At 57.2% G+C, this 19,778-nt stretch carries 14 protein-coding genes; 3 read left to right on the plus strand and 11 right to left on the minus strand.

Annotated features, from left to right (window positions below; all coding sequences use genetic code 11):
* Window positions 1–21 precede the first annotated feature (21 nt).
* The 8 genes from J8E65_RS06660 to J8E65_RS06695 form a co-directional block, all read right to left on the minus strand.
* The gene (locus tag J8E65_RS06660; RefSeq protein ID WP_210374853.1) at window positions 22–3,474 is read right to left on the minus strand and encodes a methylmalonyl-CoA mutase family protein; all 3,453 of its coding nucleotides are present in this window, start codon (window positions 3,472–3,474) and stop codon (window positions 22–24) included.
* A 100-nt stretch (window positions 3,475–3,574) separates the two neighbouring features.
* Window positions 3,575–4,471 (minus strand): 1,4-dihydroxy-2-naphthoyl-CoA synthase, encoded by an 897-nt coding sequence (locus tag J8E65_RS06665; protein ID WP_210374854.1) that lies wholly within the window; start codon window positions 4,469–4,471, stop codon window positions 3,575–3,577.
* A complete protein-coding gene (locus J8E65_RS06670) occupies window positions 4,452–5,129 on the minus strand; it encodes a 4'-phosphopantetheinyl transferase family protein (RefSeq protein ID WP_210374855.1) in 678 nt (225 codons plus the stop codon). Before J8E65_RS06670 ends, J8E65_RS06665 begins: the two co-directional genes overlap by 20 nt.
* 58 nt (window positions 5,130–5,187) lie before the next feature.
* Complete coding sequence (locus J8E65_RS06675) at window positions 5,188–5,817, minus strand: superoxide dismutase (protein WP_210374856.1); 630 nt, start codon at window positions 5,815–5,817, stop codon at window positions 5,188–5,190.
* 75 nt (window positions 5,818–5,892) lie between these two features.
* Window positions 5,893–6,444 carry a hypothetical protein gene (locus J8E65_RS06680; protein WP_210374857.1) on the minus strand — a complete coding sequence of 184 codons (552 nt, stop codon included), beginning with the start codon at window positions 6,442–6,444 and terminating at the stop codon, window positions 5,893–5,895.
* 6 nt (window positions 6,445–6,450) lie between these two features.
* Window positions 6,451–7,812 carry a 16S rRNA (cytosine(967)-C(5))-methyltransferase RsmB gene (rsmB, locus tag J8E65_RS06685; protein ID WP_210374858.1) on the minus strand — a complete coding sequence of 454 codons (1,362 nt, stop codon included), beginning with the start codon at window positions 7,810–7,812 and terminating at the stop codon, window positions 6,451–6,453.
* A gap of 50 nt (window positions 7,813–7,862) precedes the next feature.
* Complete coding sequence (locus tag J8E65_RS06690) at window positions 7,863–9,419, minus strand: FAD-dependent oxidoreductase (RefSeq protein ID WP_210374859.1); 1,557 nt, start codon at window positions 9,417–9,419, stop codon at window positions 7,863–7,865.
* Window positions 9,420–9,492: 73 nt separating this feature from the next.
* Entirely contained in the window at window positions 9,493–10,473 is a 981-nt protein-coding gene (locus J8E65_RS06695; RefSeq protein ID WP_210374860.1) for an NAD(P)H-quinone oxidoreductase, read from the minus strand.
* 120 nt (window positions 10,474–10,593) lie between these two features.
* On the opposite strand from J8E65_RS06695, the gene mdh reads away from it, so the two are divergent.
* Window positions 10,594–11,532 carry a malate dehydrogenase gene (mdh, locus tag J8E65_RS06700; protein WP_210374861.1) on the plus strand — a complete coding sequence of 313 codons (939 nt, stop codon included), beginning with the start codon at window positions 10,594–10,596 and terminating at the stop codon, window positions 11,530–11,532.
* A gap of 123 nt (window positions 11,533–11,655) precedes the next feature.
* A complete protein-coding gene (locus J8E65_RS06705; protein ID WP_210374862.1) occupies window positions 11,656–13,788 on the plus strand; it encodes an outer membrane protein assembly factor BamB family protein in 2,133 nt (710 codons plus the stop codon).
* A gap of 2 nt (window positions 13,789–13,790) precedes the next feature.
* Here J8E65_RS06705 and J8E65_RS06710 read toward each other — a convergent pair whose 3' ends face one another.
* Window positions 13,791–17,249: a hypothetical protein gene (locus J8E65_RS06710; protein WP_210374863.1), complete on the minus strand. Its 3,459-nt coding sequence runs from the start codon at window positions 17,247–17,249 to the stop codon at window positions 13,791–13,793.
* Window positions 17,250–17,463: 214 nt separating this feature from the next.
* Here J8E65_RS06710 and J8E65_RS06715 point away from each other — a divergent pair, with 214 nt between their 5' ends.
* On the plus strand, window positions 17,464–17,673 hold the full coding sequence (locus J8E65_RS06715; RefSeq protein WP_210374864.1) for a hypothetical protein: 210 nt from the start codon (window positions 17,464–17,466) through the stop codon (window positions 17,671–17,673).
* On the opposite strand, the gene J8E65_RS06720 is transcribed toward J8E65_RS06715, so the two are convergent.
* A complete protein-coding gene (locus J8E65_RS06720) occupies window positions 17,646–18,407 on the minus strand; it encodes an NHL repeat-containing protein (protein ID WP_237181720.1) in 762 nt (253 codons plus the stop codon). The genes J8E65_RS06715 and J8E65_RS06720 overlap by 28 nt on opposite strands.
* 43 nt (window positions 18,408–18,450) lie before the next feature.
* Window positions 18,451–19,749 (minus strand): phosphoribosylamine--glycine ligase, encoded by a 1,299-nt coding sequence (gene purD / locus J8E65_RS06725; protein WP_210374866.1) that lies wholly within the window; start codon window positions 19,747–19,749, stop codon window positions 18,451–18,453.
* Window positions 19,750–19,778 lie beyond the last annotated feature (29 nt).

The following is a 19,778-nucleotide window of genomic DNA, read 5'->3' on the forward strand; positions in this document are numbered from 1 at the left end:
GCACTACAGGGGCGTTCCGCATCACATATTCCGCCGGTACTCGCCGCCTACTTCAAACAAGGCTTGTGTAATTTGACCCAGGGAGCAGTAGCGCACGGTTTCCATAAGCTCGGCAAAGATGTTTTCCCCTCGGCGTGCTACTTGCTGCAGCCGCTCAAGCGCTGCTGGTGCGCGGGAAGCATTGCGGCGCTGAAACGCACGCAAGTTTTCGAGTTGGTGGCGCTTTTCCTCTTCATGAGAGCGCATCAGCGCCGCAGGCGCATCGTGCGACTGGCCATCTCGAGGCAAGAAGGTATTGACGCCAATAATGGGTAGCTCACCGCTGTGTTTTTTGCGCTCATAGAGCAACGATTCCTCTTGAATCTTGCTGCGCTGGTACATCGATTCCATAGCGCCCAGCACCCCACCACGCCGGTCAAGGCGTTCAAACTCCTGCAGCACGGCTTCTTCAACCAGATCCGTAAGCTCCTCGATGATAAAGCTGCCCTGGAGGGGGTTTTCGTTTTTAGCCAGGCCAAGTTCTTGATGAATAATGAGCTGGATAGCAATGGCACGGCGTACGCTTTCTTCGGTGGGCGTCGTGATAGCCTCATCGTAAGCGTTCGTGTGCAGCGAATTGCAGTTGTCGTAGATGGCCATCAGGGCCTGGAGCGTAGTGCGAATGTCGTTGAAAGCAATTTCCTTAGCATGCAGACTACGACCTGAGGTCTGAATGTGGTACTTGAGCTTCTGACTGCGTTCGCTGGCACCGTAGCGGTCGCGCATCACCACGGCCCAAATACGGCGGGCTACACGGCCGATCACGCTGTACTCCGGATCCATGCCGTTCGAGAAGAAGAACGACAAGTTCGGGGCAAAATCATCGATATGCATACCTCGGCTCAAGTAGTACTCGACATACGTGAAGCCATTGGCCAAGGTGAAAGCCAGTTGGGTAATTGGATTGGCCCCGGCTTCGGCAATGTGATAACCCGAGATAGAAACCGAATAGAAGTTGCGCACCTTATGGTCGATGAAGTACTGTTGCACGTCACCCATAAGGCGCAGCGCAAACTCCGTTGAAAAGATGCAAGTATTTTGAGCTTGGTCTTCTTTGAGGATATCCGCCTGCACGGTACCCCGAACTACCGAAAGCGCTCGTGCCTTGATGTTCTCGTAGGTGTCCGGCTCAAGCAGGTTCCAGGCGACCAGGTCGGCGCCACTGAGGCCCAAAAGCCCCAGCCCTGTGCCGTCATGCGTAGGCGGCAGATGCTCAAGACGCCCTTGAGGGCCAAAGGGTATGTAGCGCGGGCGCTCGTCACCTAAGCGTTCTTCAATTGCCTGCTTTACTTCTTCCCAACGGCCGATCTCGCGCAGATAGTACTCCACCTGTTGGTCTATGGCCGTGTTAAGAAACATGGCCAAGATCATGGGTGCCGGTCCATTGATTGTCATCGACACGCTGGTTTTCGGGTCACAGAGGTTAAAGCCCGAGTACAGTTTTTTCATATCGTCGAGCGTGCAGATCGATACACCAGCATTGCCGATTTTACCGTAGATGTCGGGTCGCTCATCAGGATCACGGCCGTAGAGCGTTACCGAGTCGAAAGCGGTCGACAGTCGCTTAGCTGCCATTCCTTCCGAAACAAAATGGAACCGGCGATTGGTGCGCTCGGGCGATCCTTCGCCAGCGAACATGCGCGTGGGTTCTTCTTCGGTGCGTTTAAAAGGATAGACGCCGGCGGTATAGGGGAAATAGCCGGGTAGATTTTCGAGTAGTGCAAAACGCAAGCGCTCGCCTGGATCTTCATAGCGCGGCAGCGCTACGCGTGGCAGCTTCGTGCCGGCCAGCGAGGTGTGGTAAAGGGGTACAGTGATTTCCCGATCACGTACTGTGTAGGTGAAGGTCTCTTGCCGATAGCGCTCGGCTGTGGTTTCCCAGGCCTCAAGGATGCGTTTGCAGCGGGCATCGAGCTTGTCCCACCAGTGTTGGATCATTTGATCTAGCCGTTCAAGCAACAACGCGCGGTCTTGGGGTGCCCAGTGCTCCACCTGCCGGCGCGCACCCACCGCCTCTCCCCACTTGCGGGCATAGGTTACCTGCGTTTCGACCCATTTGCGGTAGTTGCGGCACGTTTCGGCAATCTCACCCAGATAACGTTCCCGTTTGGGTGGAATGATTGCTAGCTTTTCGGGATCGACTTCTGGTAGTTCTGCGGCACAAAACAGACGCGAGCTGCGACCAAAGCGAAAACGCTCATTAAGTAGATCGAGCAGCGCTAAGTACAAGCGCGTCGTGCCCGGATCATTGAAGCGTGCAGCCATGGTGGGAAAAACAGGCATTGCTTCAAGCGGCAGCGCAAACGCCCCGCGATTGCGCTGCACTTGCTTCCGCACTTCACGCAGCGCATCCTGGCTGCCGCGCTTTTCAAACTTATTCAGCGCGATGAGATCGGCTACATCCAGCATGCCAATCTTTTCAAGCTGCATCGGCGCGCCATACTCGTGCGTCATCACATAGAGCGTTACGTCGGCCAGATCGGCAATTTCGGTATCGCTTTGGCCAATACCGGCCGTCTCTACAAAGATGAGATCAAAGCCAGCTGCCCGGCAGACATCGATGGCTGCTTGAAGCGATTGCGTGATGGATCGATGGGCTTGGCGTGTGGCAAACGAGCGCATATAGACGCGATGGCCGTTTTGGCCGTAGAGCGCATTCATGCGAATGCGGTCGCCCAGTAGCGCTCCACCTGTGCGGCGACGTGTTGGATCAATGGAAAGCACCGCAATATGAAGATCCTCAAAATCACACAAAAAGCGCCGGATAAGCTCGTCGGTGAGCGAAGATTTGCCTGCACCGCCCGGGCCTGTAATCCCTATCACGGGCGCCGTATGGATTTCAGGAGCTGGAGCTCCATCCCCACCGGCCGGTTCCGGTACAAGACGTGCCGGCACCTGCGCCAAAAGCCGTTGCTCAATGGCCGTCAGCACCCGAGCTAAGGCTTTTTTGTCGCGTTGCCGCAAGCGTTCTAGCTCTGCTTCCTCAAGCTGAAGCACCGTGGGAAAATCGCACTGCTCAAGCATGAAGTTGACCATCCCCTGCAAGCCTAAGCGCAACCCATCCTCTGGCGAGAAAATTTTGCAGACGCCGTAAGCCTCCAGCTCACGAATTTCTTCCGGGACGATTACGCCTCCCCCACCCCCGAATACCTTGATATGTGCAGCCCCATGGGCGCGCAGCAGGTCGATCATGTATTTAAAAAACTCCATGTGTCCGCCCTGATAGCTGGAGACAGCAATCCCCTGCACATCTTCCTGAATGGCCGTCTCGACGATTTCCTGAACCGAGCGATTATGGCCGAGATGAATCACTTCAGCGCCACTCGCTTGAAGTAAACGGCGGATCAGATTGATCGCGGCATCATGGCCATCGAACAAACTGGCGGCCGTAACAAAGCGAACAGGATGCTTCGGCTTGTAGATGCGGGATTCCATGGTTTTGGGCCTTTTGCAAGCGCTTCCGAACTAAAAAACCCAAACCTTGCCTCAAAGGTTCATAAAGGAAAATTTTTTTCTCTTTACTACCTGCGCTAGATCAGTAATACCAAGGAAACCGCGAGTAATCCGGCGGGCGCTTTTCTAAGAAGGCATCGCGGCCTTCGCGGGCTTCTTCGGTCATGTAGGCCAGACGGGTTGCTTCACCAGCGAAAAGTTGCTGTCCAATCAGGCCGTCGTCGATCAGGTTAAAGGCATACTTGAGCATTCGGATAGCTGTAGGGCTTTTGCGGTTAATCTCGGCAGCCCACGCCAAAGCAACTTCTTCGAGTTTTTCGTGTGGCACGACAGCATTGACCATGCCCATCTGGTAGGCTTCTTCAGCCGTGTAAGTCCGTCCTAGGAAAAAGATTTCTCGGGCGCGTTTTTGCCCGACCATGCGGGCTAGGTAGGCTGAGCCAAAGCCGCCATCGAAGCTGGCCACATCTGGGTCGGTTTGTTTGAAAAGCGCATGCTCGCGGCTTGCGATTGTTAAATCGCATACCACGTGCAGGCTGTGTCCGCCGCCTACGGCCCAGCCTGGTACTACGGCAATCACTACTTTGGGCATAAAGCGAATCAGCCGCTGAACTTCCAAAATATGCAGCCGGCCCATATGGGCGCGTGCGGCTGGTGTGTTGTCCCCTGCTTCGTACTGGTAACCCGAAGGGCCGCGCACGCGCTGATCTCCCCCAGCCGAGAAGGCCCACTTGCCGTGCTTTTTAGAAGGCCCGTTACCTGTTAGCAAGATCACCCCTACATCGGGCGTCTGACGTGCATGATCGAGCGCCTGGTAGAGCTCATCAACCGTCTTTGGACGAAATGCGTTCAGCACTTCGGGTCGGTTAAACGCAATGCGCACCGTACCCTGGTCTTTAGCCCGGTGATAGGTAATGTCTTCAAACTGAAAACCTTCGACTTCCAGCCAGCGATCCGGATCAAAAATGGCCGATACCATGGTTCACGTGGTGTTGATTTGATAAGGAATCTAGCCCTAATGCAGGCCAGGCAATGGCCCAAACGTACCCCTCACGCAAACCAGCCGCTACAGCCCAGCGCTGGCCATTGGGCAGCTGAACCCACCCGCACGTAGCCCCCACCAGTTCCAAGCGCAACCGCCGAGGCCAACACCGCAGCCCCAGGCCAGCACCTTTGAGCGCGGCTTCTTTCAAAGCCCACAGCCAGACAATAGCTTCTGCTGCTGTCTTTCCAAAGGTTTCTAGCAATGGGTATTCTTCGGGATGTAATACGTGACGACACAGCTCGGGAGAACGAGGCCTTAAGCGTTCCAGATCTACCCCAATGGGATAGGGAGCGGTGGCAGCCAATGCCCAGTCATCGGCATGAGCAAGAGAAACATATACGTCTTCACCTAACACTTGAAGTGGCTCATCAGGTTGAGCGACCAGCGGCACCTGACCTGGAGTCACCCCCAGCTGTTGGGCCAACAGCTGGCGCACTGCCGCCCTACCGGTCAAAAATGACCGTTTGCGATAGAAGCTTCGGAAACGCTCTAGCCGCTGCTGCTCCTCCGCAGAAAGCCATGCCCTCCAGGCGGCTTCCTGTGCCGCATCGTAGCGCAACCAGCGATAGGCTATCGTTTCGGGAAGTGACATCGCCCTGACGCAAAAGGGCAGGACGTAAAGCCCTGCCCTCACCGAACCAACCGCAAATTTACGCAGCGGCCACCTTGGCCAGTGCTTCCTTGTAGTACTGGGCTACCTGATCCCAGTTAACCACATTCCACCAGTTCTGGATGTACTCCGGCCGCCGGTTTTGGTATTTGAGGTAATAGGCATGCTCCCACACGTCTAGTCCAAGAATCGGCGTATGCCCTTGCATGTAGGGGCTATCTTGGTTTGGCGTCGAATAGACCTGGAGCTTGCCGTTTTCGTCGACAACCAGCCAAGCCCAACCGCTGCCAAAACGACCGGCTGCCTCAGCCGAAAATTTCTCTTTAAAGGCTTCAAACGATCCAAACGTCGCGTTAATAGCCTCGGCCAATTCGCCACTGGGCACGCCCCCACCCTGGGGCTTCATAATGGTCCAAAAGAGACTGTGGTTGGCATGCCCGCCACCATTGTTGCGAACGGTGGTACGGATGGCTTCTGGAATGGTGTTAATCCCGCGCAGTAAATCTTCAATTGACTTCTGCTGCAGCTCTGGATAGCCCTCAAGCGCTTTGTTGACATTGTTGATGTAGGCTTGATGATGTTTTGTATGATGGATTTCCATCGTTTGGGCGTCGATATACGGCTCGAGGGCATCGTACGGATAAGGCAAGGGGGGTAGTGTAAAGGCCATGGTTGCTCCTCACATTGGTTATACGGTTTTACAGGCCCGATTCTAACGGGAAAGTCTAGGAGAATGTTTTCTGGCTTAACTGGATCGTAACACTTCAAGCAGCCGTTGGTAGTCTCGCATGCTCAAGCGACCTGCTTGACGCAAGCGATCGAGCGCCGCTTCTACAGCGGCAAGGTCGGTAGTCTCTGCAGGCTCCGCAGCAGCTCTTGCAGAGGCCTGCAGCATAGCTTCGTGCAGGAAGCGCGCCACGTAGGGTGCAGCTTTGGGCTTTCCAGAAAAATCCATCGACAGCGTAAAAGTGGCGCGGCCGCGGTTAACCTGAAGCTCAATGCGTCGTCCACCCAACAGGCGACGCCTCAAGGCCACACCGACCACGTCTTCGTAGCGGACGGTCTGCGGAGGCTCCAGGTCTGTATTTTGAAATATAACGCGGTCGCGTAAAAAGACAGCCCCATCTCGTCCGGTTCCCATCCAGGTTGCATCGTAGAGCGCCACCACCTCGGCCGCGCTTGCCTCGTGCGCGTAATCGGCAAGCGCTCCCTTTAGGCGATCCTCAGGAATCGCAGGCGCCACAAACAATCCCCACTGCGGAGCATGTGGGATAAGCTCGCGAATCAGCGTTTCCATGACGGTTTAGGCCTTTCGACGCATGCGTGCGGCAAACGCTCCATCCATACGATCGCGTGGCGGCCAAGTTGCTAAAAAGCCTGCTGGCGTCACCATAGAAGCAGGCACCCAGTTCTCAGCACCCTCTAGGGCAAATTCCGGGTGCCGTTGTAGAAAAGCTTGCACCCGCATTTCGTTTTCTTCGGGCTCGATCGTGCACGTACTGTAGACCAATACACCCCCGGGACGCACCAAGCGTGCGGCAGCCTCCAGCAACGCGTCCTGCAACTGCGTCAGTTCGTCGAGTGCTTCTGGGCAGCGATGCCAGCGCAGGTCGGCACGCTTAGCCAGTACCCCCAGCCCAGAGCAAGGTACGTCAAGTAGCACACGATCAGCCTGCAGCGTTGGGTAGCGCTCGGCGACATGTCGCACGTCAAGCGTTTCAGCCACAATGCTGGTCAACCCTTGCTGGAGCGCTGCTTGACGAATGCGTTCTGTGCGGCCTGGATGGACATCGAAGGCAAGCACCCGGCCGTGATCCCGCATGCGCGTAGCGATATACGTGGTTTTACCTCCTGGGGCGGCACATGCATCGATGATCGTTTCTTCGGGGTGAGGATCCAGCAGACGCACTACTAACCCAGCGCTTTCATCTTGCACAGCAAGTAGACCCTTTTCAATTAACCGATCTTCTAGGATAGGCTGCAGCCGGCGTACCCGAACGAAGTCGTCCAAAACCGGTGACGGCTCGGCCTCAACCCTTCGATCGGCCAGTCGGTGCAGCACTACACTGCGGGCAATGCGGTCGGTACGTACCCGTATCCCAAACCAAGGGCGCGTATTGTTGTGTTGCATCAGGGCTTCCGTTGCCTCGCGGCCATATCGCGCTAGCCAACGCTGCACCATCCAGGTGGGATGAGAATAGCAAATGGCCAAGTCCTCGGCCACGTCACCGGTTTGCGGCTGTGGCAGAAAGTCTTGCTGGCGCAACAGCGTCCGCAGCACCGCGTTGACCACCTTGCCTGCCTGCGGCCGGACCATTGCCTGAGCCAGCAAAACAGCCTCGTGCAATGCAGCGTAGGCAGGAGTTTTCAGAAAAAGCAGCTCATAGAGTCCCAAGCGAAGAATCTGCCGCAAGCGCGGCTCCAACTGATCATAGCGACCGTGGTAGGCCTGCGCCAGGAGAAAATCCAACCATCGACGCCAACGCGTCACACCCGCCACGTACTCCGTAGTCCTCCGGCCAGCCTCAGGGGGTAGTTCGTCGGTCAGGTGTTCGCTAATCAACCGGTTGACGTAGGCCTGATCCGACTCAATGCGTTCCAGAAGCTGCACGGCTTCCCGTCGAGCCGGATCGGGTTGTTTGGAAAATGGACGTAGCTTGGGCATACGGAGCACACGTTCTGCACTTGCGCTAGGGCCTTATACGCGCAAAACACTTAGTGGGCTGCCAAAGCGTCTTGAAGCAGGTCAAGGGCAGGTAAGGGATGTTCCCATAACAAACCGTGTAAGATTGCCATCTCGCGCCCCCGTCCCATACCGGCTATAGCCCAAACGGCTTCATCCCGCACGTAATAGGCCAGGAATCGCCGTGCTGACGGATCCCCTTCGAGCACCACTTGGTCCCATACCCCGGCATATCCAACGTACTGCAGGCTTACGCCGAATTGGCGCGTCCAGAAAAACGGTACCCCTTGGTAAGGTTGGCGTCGGCCAGCGGCGTTGGCACCAGCTAAACGGCCAAGCTGGGCGGCCGTCTGCCAGTGTTCAATGCGAATAGGTGATCCTGTTCGCCAATCCGGGAAGCGCGCAGCATCTCCAGCTACGAAAAGTCCTTCACCAGCTTGCAGATAGGCATCGACGAGAATGCTGCCGTCTGGAGCTTTTGCGACGCCTTCTACAAAGTCGGTAGCAGGCTCGACGCCAACACCCACCACCACAAGGTCAGCTGCCAGCTCCGATCCGTCGTCGAGTATAACTGCAGCAACCCGTTCCTCACCCGCAAACGCTTTTACGGTCCGCCCTAACCGAAACCTCACGCCATGCTCCTCGTGCAGCGTTTGAAAGACATGCCCAACGGGTGCACCCAGCGTGCGTTCAAACGGCACCGCTTCAGGTGCTACGACAGTCACTTCTAGTCCCAGATGTCGCAAGCTTTGCGCTGCTTCCATGCCAATAAAGCTGGCACCTACCACAACGGCCCGGCGAGCCTGCTGGGCAGCTGCCCGGAGTGCTCGGCTGTCGTCCAGTGTGCGCAGCGTGAAAATGCCTGAAAGCTCAGCTCCCGGCACTTCAAGCCGGCGGGGCACAGCTCCTGGTGCCAAAATAGCCACATCGTAAGGCAACGTTTCTCCATCGGCCAACGTAATCCTCCGCGCTGTGGCATCTAAGCGAACCACAGGGTTATCTTGGATAAGCTCAACATCAGCTGCAGCATAGAATGCTGATGGGCGAAGCGGCATCCATTCCTCAGGCGCCTCGCCCGAAAGATAAGCTTTGCTCAAATTTGGACGATCAATTGGTGGAAACTCCGCACCGGTTATCCAAAGCACACGCCCCGTAAACCCTTGCGCCCGCAAGGCTTCAACCGCATAGGCACCAGCGCATCCCGACCCAACCACCACGCATGTACGTCCATCACTCACATCCCGACGCACCAAAGCGGGCAAGCGATGTGAAGCAACGTCTTCTGGAACTTCGACCCAAATCGATTCCCCTTCGATGCGCACGGTGAACGTGGGCAGATGATCGAGCCCAGGAGGCTCCAAATGCTCACCTGTGCGCGCATGAAAGCAGGCATGGTGCCAAGGACAGATGATGCGTTCTCCTTGAAGCACACCCGTAGCTAGCGGTGCGCCATAGTGCGTGCAATGCGCTCCTAAGGCATAAACTTGCCCCGCTAGGCGCACCAGCAGCACGTCAGTCTGTCCGGCTTTGACCTGTTTCATCTGGCCATCGGCCAGCGCATCGACGCGTGCTACCCTATAGGCAGGCATGGCAGCAATTTTGTTGTTTTAACAATGTTTTTAAAGATAGCCGTTGTAATCTCGACATTTTGTGACCGATGCGTTACGCGATGCGCAGCACAATCTTCCCCACGTGCTGGTTGGCTTCCAGGCGGCGGTGCGCGTCGGCCACTTCAGACCAGTCGTAGATGCGGTCAAGCACCGGCCGCAAGCGTCCTTTGGCAAAGTCGGCAAGAAAGCGCTCGGCAAATTCCTGCGTTAGGCGCACCTTGTAGTCCCGTGATCGGTTACGCAGCGTAGAAGCAATCAGCCGAGCCCGTTTGGCAAAAAGGAGGCGCAAGTCCAAAGTCTCAACCCGGCTACCGCCTATGGTAGCCAATAGAACGATGCGGCCGTCGGTCGCCAGGCAGTGTAGGTTAGGCTTAAGGTAAGGCGCGCCGATAAAATCGATGATCAAGCTGACCCCTTTACCTTCGGTGGCTTCCAGCACCCGGGCGGTAAAATCTTCGCTATGGTAGTCAATCGTAGTCTCAGCGCCCAAAGCACGACAAGCTTCGTGTTTAGCTGCCGAGGCGGTCACGTGCACCTTGGCCCCTAGCCGGCGGGCCAACTGGATAGCGGCCGTACCCACCCCACTGGCGCCTGCGTGAATCAGCACCTGCTCGCCGGCTTGAAGCTCACCTAACCAGACTAAGGCCTGATAAGCGGTCAGAAAGACCTCTGGAATCGCAGCAGCCTCTTCAAACGACAGGTTTTCAGGTATCGGCATAGCCATGCCTGCGGGGAGTACAGCATATTCAGCATATCCACCCCCTTCTAGGAGGCCAAAAACCCGATCGCCCACCTGCCAGTGTGTTACCCCCGGTCCTAAAGCCGCAACCGTCCCAGCTATATCCAACCCAAGAATGGGGCTGGCACCTGGTGGTGGGGGATACTTACCTTCGCGTTGCAAAATGTCGGCTCGGTTTACTGAGGCGGCCTGTACACGAACCAGAAGTTCTCCCGGCCCAGGTGTAGGGGTGGGATATTCTCCCAAGTAAAGCACCTCTGGACCCCCAGAGGCACGGAGCAAAACAGCACGCATAAGTACCTTGACGTTGACCCCAAGGCTTCGTCGGCAATTTACACAAGCTGGGCTATTTTTCCGGTTTTCCCGTGCTATTTTCTTTGTGATAATGGCCAGAAACCTAAGCTTAAAGCAGCCATGAAAGTCACCATCATCGGTGCCGGCAACGTAGGGGCTACCGTTGCCGAATGCATTGCCCGTAAGGATATGGTCGACGAGATTGTGCTTGTCGACATTGTGCAAGGCCTGCCTCAAGGTAAAGCACTTGATATGCAGCAGGCTGCGCCCATTCACGGCTACGATACGCGCATTATCGGCACAAACGACTATAAGGACACCGAGGGCTCCGACATCTGCGTCATTACAGCCGGCTCACCGCGCAAGCCGGGCATGAGTCGCGACGACCTGCTCGCAATCAATGCGAAGATCGTTCGTTCGGTTACGGAACAGTTCGTCAAAGGCAGCCCTAATGCGATCCTGGTCGTGGTTTCGAATCCGCTCGATGTGATGACCTACGTAGCTTATAAGACCAGCGGCTTTCCCAGCCACCGCGTCATGGGAATGGCTGGTGTGCTCGATACGGCCCGTTACCGAACGTTCATCGCGCTAGAGCTGGGCGTCTCTGTGCGCGACGTGCAGGCACTACTCATGGGCGGCCACGGCGACTCGATGGTCCCTCTACCCCGCTATACCACGGTCAGTGGCATACCGATCACGCAGCTGCTAAGCAAAGAAAAAATCGACGCGATTGTCGAGCGGACCAAATTTGGTGGTGGCGAAATTGTCCAGCTCATGGGCACTTCGGCCTGGTATGCGCCGGGGGCAGCTGCAGCTGAAATGGTAGAAGCGATCGTCAAAAACTCAGGTCGCATTCTCCCGTGTGCGGCCTACGTCAACGGCCAGTATGGCTTGCGCGACTTGTTTATCGGCGTGCCTGTGCGTCTAGGGCGCAAAGGTGTTGAAGAGGTCATCGAAGTAGACCTTACCGAAGAAGAACGGAAGCTGCTGGAAGCTTCCGCCGAACACGTACGGCAAGGGCTGCGTGATCTCGAACGCGTCGAAGCCGCAGCAAGCTAATCCCAAGCGCCCAGCCTCTAGACGCACCTCATTGCCTGGCACGTCTTTCTACGTAGGCGGCAAAGACCTTATCTTTAGGCCGTTTTATTCCACAACCGACCTTCTAGAAAGCTGGTGCATCACATGACCTGGAGGCTGGGCGCGCATTGCTGCTGGATCGTTGGGGCGCTTCTCCTTGCCGGTTGTCAGACCCACGCGCGCCGGGTGCCTGAAACGGGCTATCGTGGCTGGACGGCCTACGGCGGTAGTCCTGATTTCCTGCACTACTCAGCGCTAGAGCAAATCAACCGGGAAAACGTGCACCGTCTTCGCGTGGCCTGGGTCTATGAAACAGGCGACGCTTTCCCGGGCTCAGAAATGCAGTGTAACCCCATTGTCATCGATGGGGTGTTGTACGCGACCACGCCACGGCTGCGTGTCATTGCTCTGGATGCGGCCACGGGTACCCTTCGCTGGCAATTTGACCCGCATAATGGCCAAGCGCCTACAGGCAAGCTGCGCAACCGCGGGCTGGCTTACTGGCAAGATGCAACAGGGCGCGACCGGCGGCTTTTTGTAGTAGTGCAGCATTGGCTCTACGCTTTGGACGCGCGCAGCGGTCGCCCCATTGTTTCGTTTGGCGACAGCGGTCGGGTTGATTTGCGCCAGGGCTTAGGTCGCGACCCCCAAAGTTTGTCGATCACAGCAACCAGTCCGGGTGTGGTCTACCGCGATTTGCTCATTCTTGGAAGCACCGTCGGGGAAGACTTGCCAGCTGCCCCGGGCGACATTCGGGCTTTCGACGTGCGCACTGGCGCCTTGCGCTGGCGTTTCCACACCATTCCGCATCCTGGGGAATTCGGCTACGAAAGCTGGCCCTCGGATGCTTGGACCTACGTCGGTGGGGCTAATGCCTGGAGCGGTCTGAGCCTCGACACGACGCGCGGGATCGTTTTTGCTCCTACCGGCTCGGCGGCTTATGACTTTTACGGGGGCAACCGACAGGGAGACAACCTGTTTGCCAATACACTGCTGGCCTTAGATGCTGCCACAGGTCGCCGCTTATGGCACTTTCAAGTCGTACGCCATGACGTTTGGGATCGCGACCTTCCGGCACCCCCTACGTTGGTTACTGTTCGACGGGGCAGGCGCCTGATTGATGCGGTAGCCCAGATTACCAAACACGGCTACGTTTTTGTCTTTGAACGGGAAACCGGAAAGCCGCTTTTCCCAATTGACGAGCACCCCATCCCCTCCTCAGATGTGCCTGGTGAGCGCCTGGCAGCTACGCAACCCATCCCCCGTAAGCCGCCTCCTTTTGTACGCACGCATTTTCATGACTCGCTACTTACACGCCGCACGCCAGAGGCCTACCAAGCTGTTCGGGCGCAACTGCAGCACCTACGCTATGGTCACCCCTTTACCCCACCCAGCTTCGAAGGCACCGTGGTTTTTCCAGGCTTGGATGGCGGAGGCGAGTGGGGTGGCGCGGCCTTTGACCCCGAGACCGGCTACCTCTACGTTAATGCCAACGAGATGGCCTGGATCATACGTCTTGTTCCACGAGGTGAAGCGCGCTGGAGCGGTCGCAATATCTACCGACAATTCTGCGCCAGCTGTCATCGGGAGGATTTTCGAGGGAATCCGCCCGAATTTCCTTCACTGGAACAGATGCAGCTCGCCCAGCGCTATACAGTCGCCTCTCTTGCAGCCTTTTTACGCAGTGGCAGCGGTCGTATGCCTGGCTTTGCTTACCTGGGTCAAGCCTCGCTCGAGGCTGTAGCCGAATTTCTGCTCACAGGCCGCGACCGCGCGCTCGATGCACCCCCCGACTCGACGCTGCTGGCCCGCGTGCCTTATAAGCACGACGGCTACAACAAATTTCTGGATCCTGAAGGCTATCCGGCGATTACTCCTCCTTGGGGAACGCTGACAGCTATTGACCTCGACCGTGGAGAAATCGTCTGGCAAGTTCCTTTAGGAGAAGTCCCGGCCCTAGCTGCCCAAGGGCTGCGCCACACGGGCTGCGAGAACTATGGCGGTCCTGTCGTTACCGCAGGTGGCCTAGTGTTCATTGCAGCTACGTGCGACCGAAAAATTCGGGCTTTCGACAAATACACGGGTCAACTGCTCTGGGAAGCTGTGCTGCCAGCAGCAGGCTATGCCACCCCAGCTGTTTACGAGCTTGGGGGAAAGCCGTATGTGGTTATAGCAGCCGGGGGAGGCAAGTGGGGCGAGCCCTCTGGGGGCAGCTATGTGGCCTTCACGCTGGAGTAAAGCTAAAAAATCGCGCTGAGCTCCAAACGTAGCGTATGACGAAATCCTGCAGCTGCGCTTGCTCGTGCATGGTAGCTTAACGTAAGCTGTAGATTACCAGGCAGCGCACGCTGCCCATCAACGCCGGCAATGAGGTTCCAACCATCGGCCAAACCGTCGGTCAGTAGATACCGTGCCAGTCCACTTGGGGGGCCGTTGGCCCATACATGGGCTGGCTCCAAGCGCAACAGGAGACGCCCTTGTCTGGCTTGAGACAGTTCGGCCGTTAGCGGCATGCGCAGCATCCACACCACCAGCCTTGCCTCATGCTCAGTGCCCTGGCTAAGCGCCACAGCCCCTGACAGCTGGCGTTGCGCCTCCAGGGTGTAGGTCGCCTCAAGCCGAAGGCGCCTTTGCATCAGGCGATAGGTGCGGCTGCTTAGCCCTTCGCTCATCTGACGGTCACGTTGCACTTCGGCCGTAAAACTAAGCTGCCAGGGGGCCAAAACCCGATAGCGCACGCCTATACGGCCATCAAGCCGGTGCTGCTTTTCTAATCCAATGGCCCGTCGGGCTAGGGTGCGCAGGCCAGCGATGGACAGCTCGGCACCATAATCTGGATGCAGGCGCCATAGGTACACCTCTTGCGCTAGGCGTAAGCGCCCCTCAAGGGTACGCGATGGATCCAGAAGAGAAAAGCGTTTGGCTGCAACGTCTTGGCTGCGATCATGAAGCTCTAGCGTTGTGACCAGCGTGAGCGGCCGCAACGTTGCCCATTGGCGGCCAGGCATCAGCTCTAGTCGCACCCTGGTCTCAAGCGCCGTCGCTGCCATGAACGTATCTGAAGGGATCAAGACGCGCTCATAAACGCCTTCGTCCGGTAGCGTCTCCGGCACGAATTCATCCACCTGCGGTAGCCCGTCGCCGTTAAAATCTATCCATATATACTGGCCGAATTCTGGACCCGTACGCACGTACACTTCTTGCAAAACCGGCGTGCGCTCGCTGCGCACCGCATAGCGCCAGGTTAACCGGGCAAACTGCCGAGGACTTTGGAAAAAGCCATCCCAGTGCAATGCGATCGTCTCTGTTAAAGGATAGCGAGCTGCAAAACGTGGGGGGGTCTGACGGTGCCGATAGCCTAGTTCGACCGCTGTCCGAAATTGCGGCCCTGGCGTATATTGCAGCCGTCCTTCAAGGGTCCATGCCTGTCCTGCAGCCTGTCGCGTCCCTTCCCAAACGTCTTGTTCCCAGCGCCATCCTAGGCCCACGTTTGCCTCAAGTTGCGGGCGCTGCCAAGAAAGGCCGGGTTGCAAGGCTACGTAAGCGATAGAGCCTACCCTTAAAGTGTCGCTCCCTTGAAGCCTTTGGCGGCGGTCCTCGTGCAAGACCTCCATGTAGGGCGTCCACCCCTCCCCAAGGGGCACGGCCAAGTGCCCTTCCTGCCGAACCCATCGGCCGATCTCCGCCCTTACCCAATCCCTGCTCTGGATATGCTCTATCTGGTAGCGAAGCTGCGCTAGGTCCGCTAGACCGAGCTGAAGCCCCATCGCCTGTCGGGTTCCACGAAACGTACCCTGCTGGCTTAGCCTTCCTAACTCGAAGGCAAGCTGGTTTTTATCGTTTATGTGCAGCACCAGTTGTCCTTCGTCGACTATTTGCGTCGTGGGTTGCAGAAAAACGCCACTGCTTTCTGCCTCATCTCGAAGAGCAACATTCCAGCGACGAGCAAACTCAACTGGCTGCACGCGGCTAAACGTGGCAAAGCGCGCTCCAAGATACTGCCGCTGCCAAGCCATTGTCACGTTTCCTAAAGGCACATGCAGCGTGTCGAGCTGGACCCGAAAGCGATAGGCATCAGCAACGCTGCGAGCAGCATCACGTAAAGAGAGGCGGTTAGCGTCGTAACGAGAGCGAGCCCATTCTCCCTCGAACGCCAGCCTTGGCAAAGGCTTTAAGCCTGCCCGCAGTCCGATCATTTGTTGGCGCATTGGCGTTGGGAGAAGCCGTACAGGTTCGTAATCGCCTAAGCCCGGACCGCGATAGCTATAGACCATGCCGTTGAGGGTCTGTCCAACCCGCACGTAACGCCCCTTGCCTGCGCCCACCCAGCTAAACGTGACGCGGTAGACGGTTTCGCCTGGCGGTGGTGCTGCCTGAAGCGCTACATAGACGGTATCCATCGAACCATCGGCAAGCTGGCGTACCTCGCGGGTATACAAGACGTAAGGAGCTTCGGGGTCAAATGGAACCGGTTCGGCACCAGGCCGCGTAGCCAATCCGTCTCCAGCAAGGCGGAGGGCCAGCGTGTCGGCGGCGGTCAAGCCAAAGGTTTTGCCGAAAGCGCGGCCATCACCCTCTTGCAAGAACGTTGCTTCCAGAAAGCCCACCTGTCGGCCTGCGCCCAATGCAAGATGCGCTTGGGTAGTTAAAAAGGTACGCGCACTGTTCCCCGTCGTGTACTCAAACTCCACGCTGATGCGTCGTTCTGCCGTTATCAGCCGCCGTGCAGTAAAGGTCAATGTGCCGGTAGCATAATCGATTAGGTAGTCGGTCCCCCGCACGAGCGGTTGGCCATCGAGATATACCGTTTCTGAGCCCGGCACCACCAAAATAAACGGCTCGCCTACAGCACCTGTTAATCGATAGGGCCCTTGGACGCCTTCGATAGGCACAATGACCTGTCGCCGGTACGTACCCCGGGCCACAGCGCCTGAGGTCCGTAGGGTCATGCCCTGTAGCAGTCCCTGGCCAGGAAGGTGGACCTCCAGCATGGCCCCTTGCAGCTTACGCCGCACTGCCATCAACGTGGTTTCTCCCAGCTGCAGCTGGTAGTCCCCCAGCTGCAGTTGCCCATGCTGGTTTTGAAGTCGCACGTAGATTTGGTCGAACGCTCGCAGCCGCTGTGTAGTCCCTTCAGGACTAAGCGGCACGTCGGCATCGCTCAGCAATGCCTCTAGCGTGAGTCCATCGGTTACTTCGCCCCGCAAAGCAAGTTGCAGCGCCGAAGCAATGGTTACGTCCTGCCGATTTCCAGTAACCACGCCACGCGTGATCCGTCCCTCAACGTTGAGCGATGTCTCTGGTGGGCTTACCGGTGCTTTGGCGGCTGCAGGCGCTTTTTGCTCTGAGTGAACCACTGCAGCGGGCACAAAGGGTAAGGCTTCATAACGTTGGTAAACAGGATTCAAGCGAAACGGCAGTGTACGGTAGCTTACGACAAGCTGCTGGCCTTGCACGCTATCGGCCAAGACAAGCACTCCTTGTACGGCATCAAGGTGATAGGCTGTGCTGTCGAGTGCTGCGCCGTCTAGCCAAACGCGCACCGTAGGCATCAGCATAAACGGGCGCAACACAAAAACCCGTGTGGTACCTACAGCAAGCGTGTCTTGCCAGAGGCCAACCGGCGGGAAAGGTTGCCCCTGCGCTACGGCGGCCCACAATAAACCAAGGAGCCCGACCAATACACCCGCACGCCACACAACGTCTCGCTTTGGATTCCAAAGATTCCTTTTGATGTAGTAGCCTTCTCCTCCACTAAGGTTTTGGGAAAGTGTCAGGCTCCGGATGACTACGCAGAATATCGTAAACGTAAGCACCTCACATCAAGAAACCGCAAAGCCTTTCTTTTCCGGCATACATCTTGTTTTGAAGAGAAGGCGGGCATTTGCTCCACCATTGGTTCATTTTGGGTCTATGAAGCCGGATATAGGAGAGCTGGCGCTGAAGGCGGCCGAACGTCAGATTCAAGAAAACCTTCGACTGTTGCAAGCTCAGCTGCGCAGCTTAAAAGACCGCATGCGTGCGCTGCGACGAGCCGGACTACTAACGCCTAAACGCAAGTATAAAATTACGGCTGAGATCCTTAGCACAACGGCTTACCTGCGTCCTGGAGTTTTAAACTGACGCCCCTGATACAAACGTGTGGGGGTAAGCACGTACACGATCCCCTGATGTACAGCAAGGCCCACCACATGGGGCATTGCTGTGCCCCATATTTCGAGTCCCATGGTCGGCACGTGACGGTATAGCCGGTGGTCGAGCACCATCCATAGCGTATCCCCAAGAGCAGTTAGGGCTTGGGGTTTAGCTGGAAGAGTTTCAATCCAGAGGCGCTCCACTACACCTAAGGCATCGTAAGCCAGCACCTTATTTTGACCGGCATCGGCCACAAACAGTCGGCCGCCACTGCCTGGAGCTAGGGCGATAGGCTGATGCATCCCCTGTGCCATTTTTTGCCAGCGGCCATCGGATAGGCGTTGCCACAAGGCAGCCCCTTGGGCATCCAGCACCCATACTTGCCTTCCTTGGGCACAAACTCCTGTAGGCATGACGCCCTCGGGTAAAGGGATAACCTCAAGGGGCGTGCCTTGCCAGGTTAGCCGTTGCAAGCGGTGGTTTCCTGCTTCAGCCACCCAGAGCCTTAATCCAGCCCCAACGTACAGGGCCACAGGCGTATCGAACTGTCCTGGTGCACTGCCGGGCCCACCTATGATGGCTTCGATTTGCCCTTCGGGCGAAAGGCGTACGACCACGTGACGTCCGGCATCGGCAACGTAGAGGCGGCCCTGCGGATCTACAGCAAGCGCCTGCGCCTGCACAAAGCTAGCTAGGGATTCCCATTGGAGCGAGTCTGGCACGTTGGTTTTTGCCACCCTCGGTCCAAGGGACGTGCCTAAGAAGCTAAGCATCCAGTAGAGCCAGGCGCAGCAGACCTTTCTGGCCAATGTCACGTCGTAAATATCGACCTTCGAAGTGAATCTGTTCGGCAGCGGCATAAGCGCGTTGCAGTGCCTCGGCCAGCGTAGCCCCTATAGCCGTTACGCCCAGCACACGACCGCCTTGCGTCACCAGCTGTCCTGTTTCCGTTCTGCGCGTGCCTGCATGAAACACGAGGACATTGGGCAATGCTTCGGCCGCCTCGAGGCCCTCGATAGGATGTCCCGTAGTGTACGTTCCGGGATACCCCGCGGAGGCTAAAACCACGCAGGCTGCAGCTCTACGGACGGGCGGCATCGTAAAACCGTGCAGCCGACCTGAAGCTGTCCGTTCGAACAGCTCAACCCAGTCCACTTCAGCCACGGGCAACACGACCTGCGCTTCCGGATCGCCCAGACGGCAGTTGAACTCTACCACTTTAGGTCCTTCGGCGGTAATCATAAGCCCGCAATAGAGCACGCCTTGGTAAGGATGACCTTCCGCTTCCATGCCGGCGAGCACTGGCTCAATAATCTCCTGGGCTACCCGTTTCAGCACGGTCTCATCCACGATGGGGGCAGGGGCATAAGCGCCCATACCTCCTGTATTCGGACCCGTATCCCCTTCGCCGATGCGTTTGTGGTCCTGTGCCGGAGCCAAAAGCACGTAGTCGCGACCATCGGTAAGTGCAAACACACTGGCCTCTTCCCCTTCCATAAAGGCTTCTACCACCACCTCGCTGCCTGCTTTGCCCAAGCCGCCTTCCTCGAGCATCCAGCGAAGCACACGTTGGGCTTCTTCGCGCGTGGCGCACACGACGGCCCCCTTTCCAGCTGCCAGACCACTGGCCTTGACCACCAACGGTTCTGGATGGGCTGCAACGTACGTCAGCGCTTCATCGAGCTGCGCGGCACTAAACGTCCGATAGAGGGCCGTTGGAATGCCATGCCGCCGCATGAAGGCTTTAGCAAAGGCTTTACTGCCTTCCAAGCGGGCTGCAGCTGCCGAAGGGCCGAGCACACTCACGCCTTCGGCACGCAAGGCCTCAGCCATCCCTTCGACCAATGGCTGCTCAGGACCGACAACCACCAGGTCGATATGCTGCTCCCGAACCAATTTACGCAAATTGGCCGCATCCGTAGCTGCAATTGGTACGTTCGTTCCTAACTGGGCCGTTCCCGGATTCCCCGGTGCGATGAACAGTTCTGGCTGCTGTGGACTTTGGGACAAGGCCCAGGCAAGTGCATGTTCACGTCCACCACTACCTAAAATTAAAATACGCATACGTGCTTCCTAACCGGTGATCCCTGTTG

This window comes from Rhodothermus bifroesti (assembly GCF_017908595.1).
In the GTDB taxonomy this organism is placed as follows: Bacteria; Bacteroidota; Rhodothermia; order Rhodothermales; family Rhodothermaceae; genus Rhodothermus; species Rhodothermus bifroesti.

Coding starts and splice junctions, on each gene's coding strand:
- J8E65_RS06660 (WP_210374853.1), bottom strand. CDS start 3,474: ATGGAATCCCGCATCTACAAGCCGAAGCATCCTGTTCGCTTTGTTACG.
- J8E65_RS06665 (WP_210374854.1), bottom strand. CDS start 4,471: ATGGTATCGGCCATTTTTGATCCGGATCGCTGGCTGGAAGTCGAAGGT.
- J8E65_RS06670 (WP_210374855.1), bottom strand. CDS start 5,129: ATGTCACTTCCCGAAACGATAGCCTATCGCTGGTTGCGCTACGATGCG.
- J8E65_RS06675 (WP_210374856.1), bottom strand. CDS start 5,817: ATGGCCTTTACACTACCCCCCTTGCCTTATCCGTACGATGCCCTCGAG.
- J8E65_RS06680 (WP_210374857.1), bottom strand. CDS start 6,444: ATGGAAACGCTGATTCGCGAGCTTATCCCACATGCTCCGCAGTGGGGA.
- rsmB (WP_210374858.1), bottom strand. CDS start 7,812: ATGCCCAAGCTACGTCCATTTTCCAAACAACCCGATCCGGCTCGACGG.
- J8E65_RS06690 (WP_210374859.1), bottom strand. CDS start 9,419: ATGCCTGCCTATAGGGTAGCACGCGTCGATGCGCTGGCCGATGGCCAG.
- J8E65_RS06695 (WP_210374860.1), bottom strand. CDS start 10,473: ATGCGTGCTGTTTTGCTCCGTGCCTCTGGGGGTCCAGAGGTGCTTTAC.
- mdh (WP_210374861.1), top strand. CDS start 10,594: ATGAAAGTCACCATCATCGGTGCCGGCAACGTAGGGGCTACCGTTGCC.
- J8E65_RS06705 (WP_210374862.1), top strand. CDS start 11,656: ATGACCTGGAGGCTGGGCGCGCATTGCTGCTGGATCGTTGGGGCGCTT.
- J8E65_RS06715 (WP_210374864.1), top strand. CDS start 17,464: ATGAAGCCGGATATAGGAGAGCTGGCGCTGAAGGCGGCCGAACGTCAG.
- purD (WP_210374866.1), bottom strand. CDS start 19,749: ATGCGTATTTTAATTTTAGGTAGTGGTGGACGTGAACATGCACTTGCC.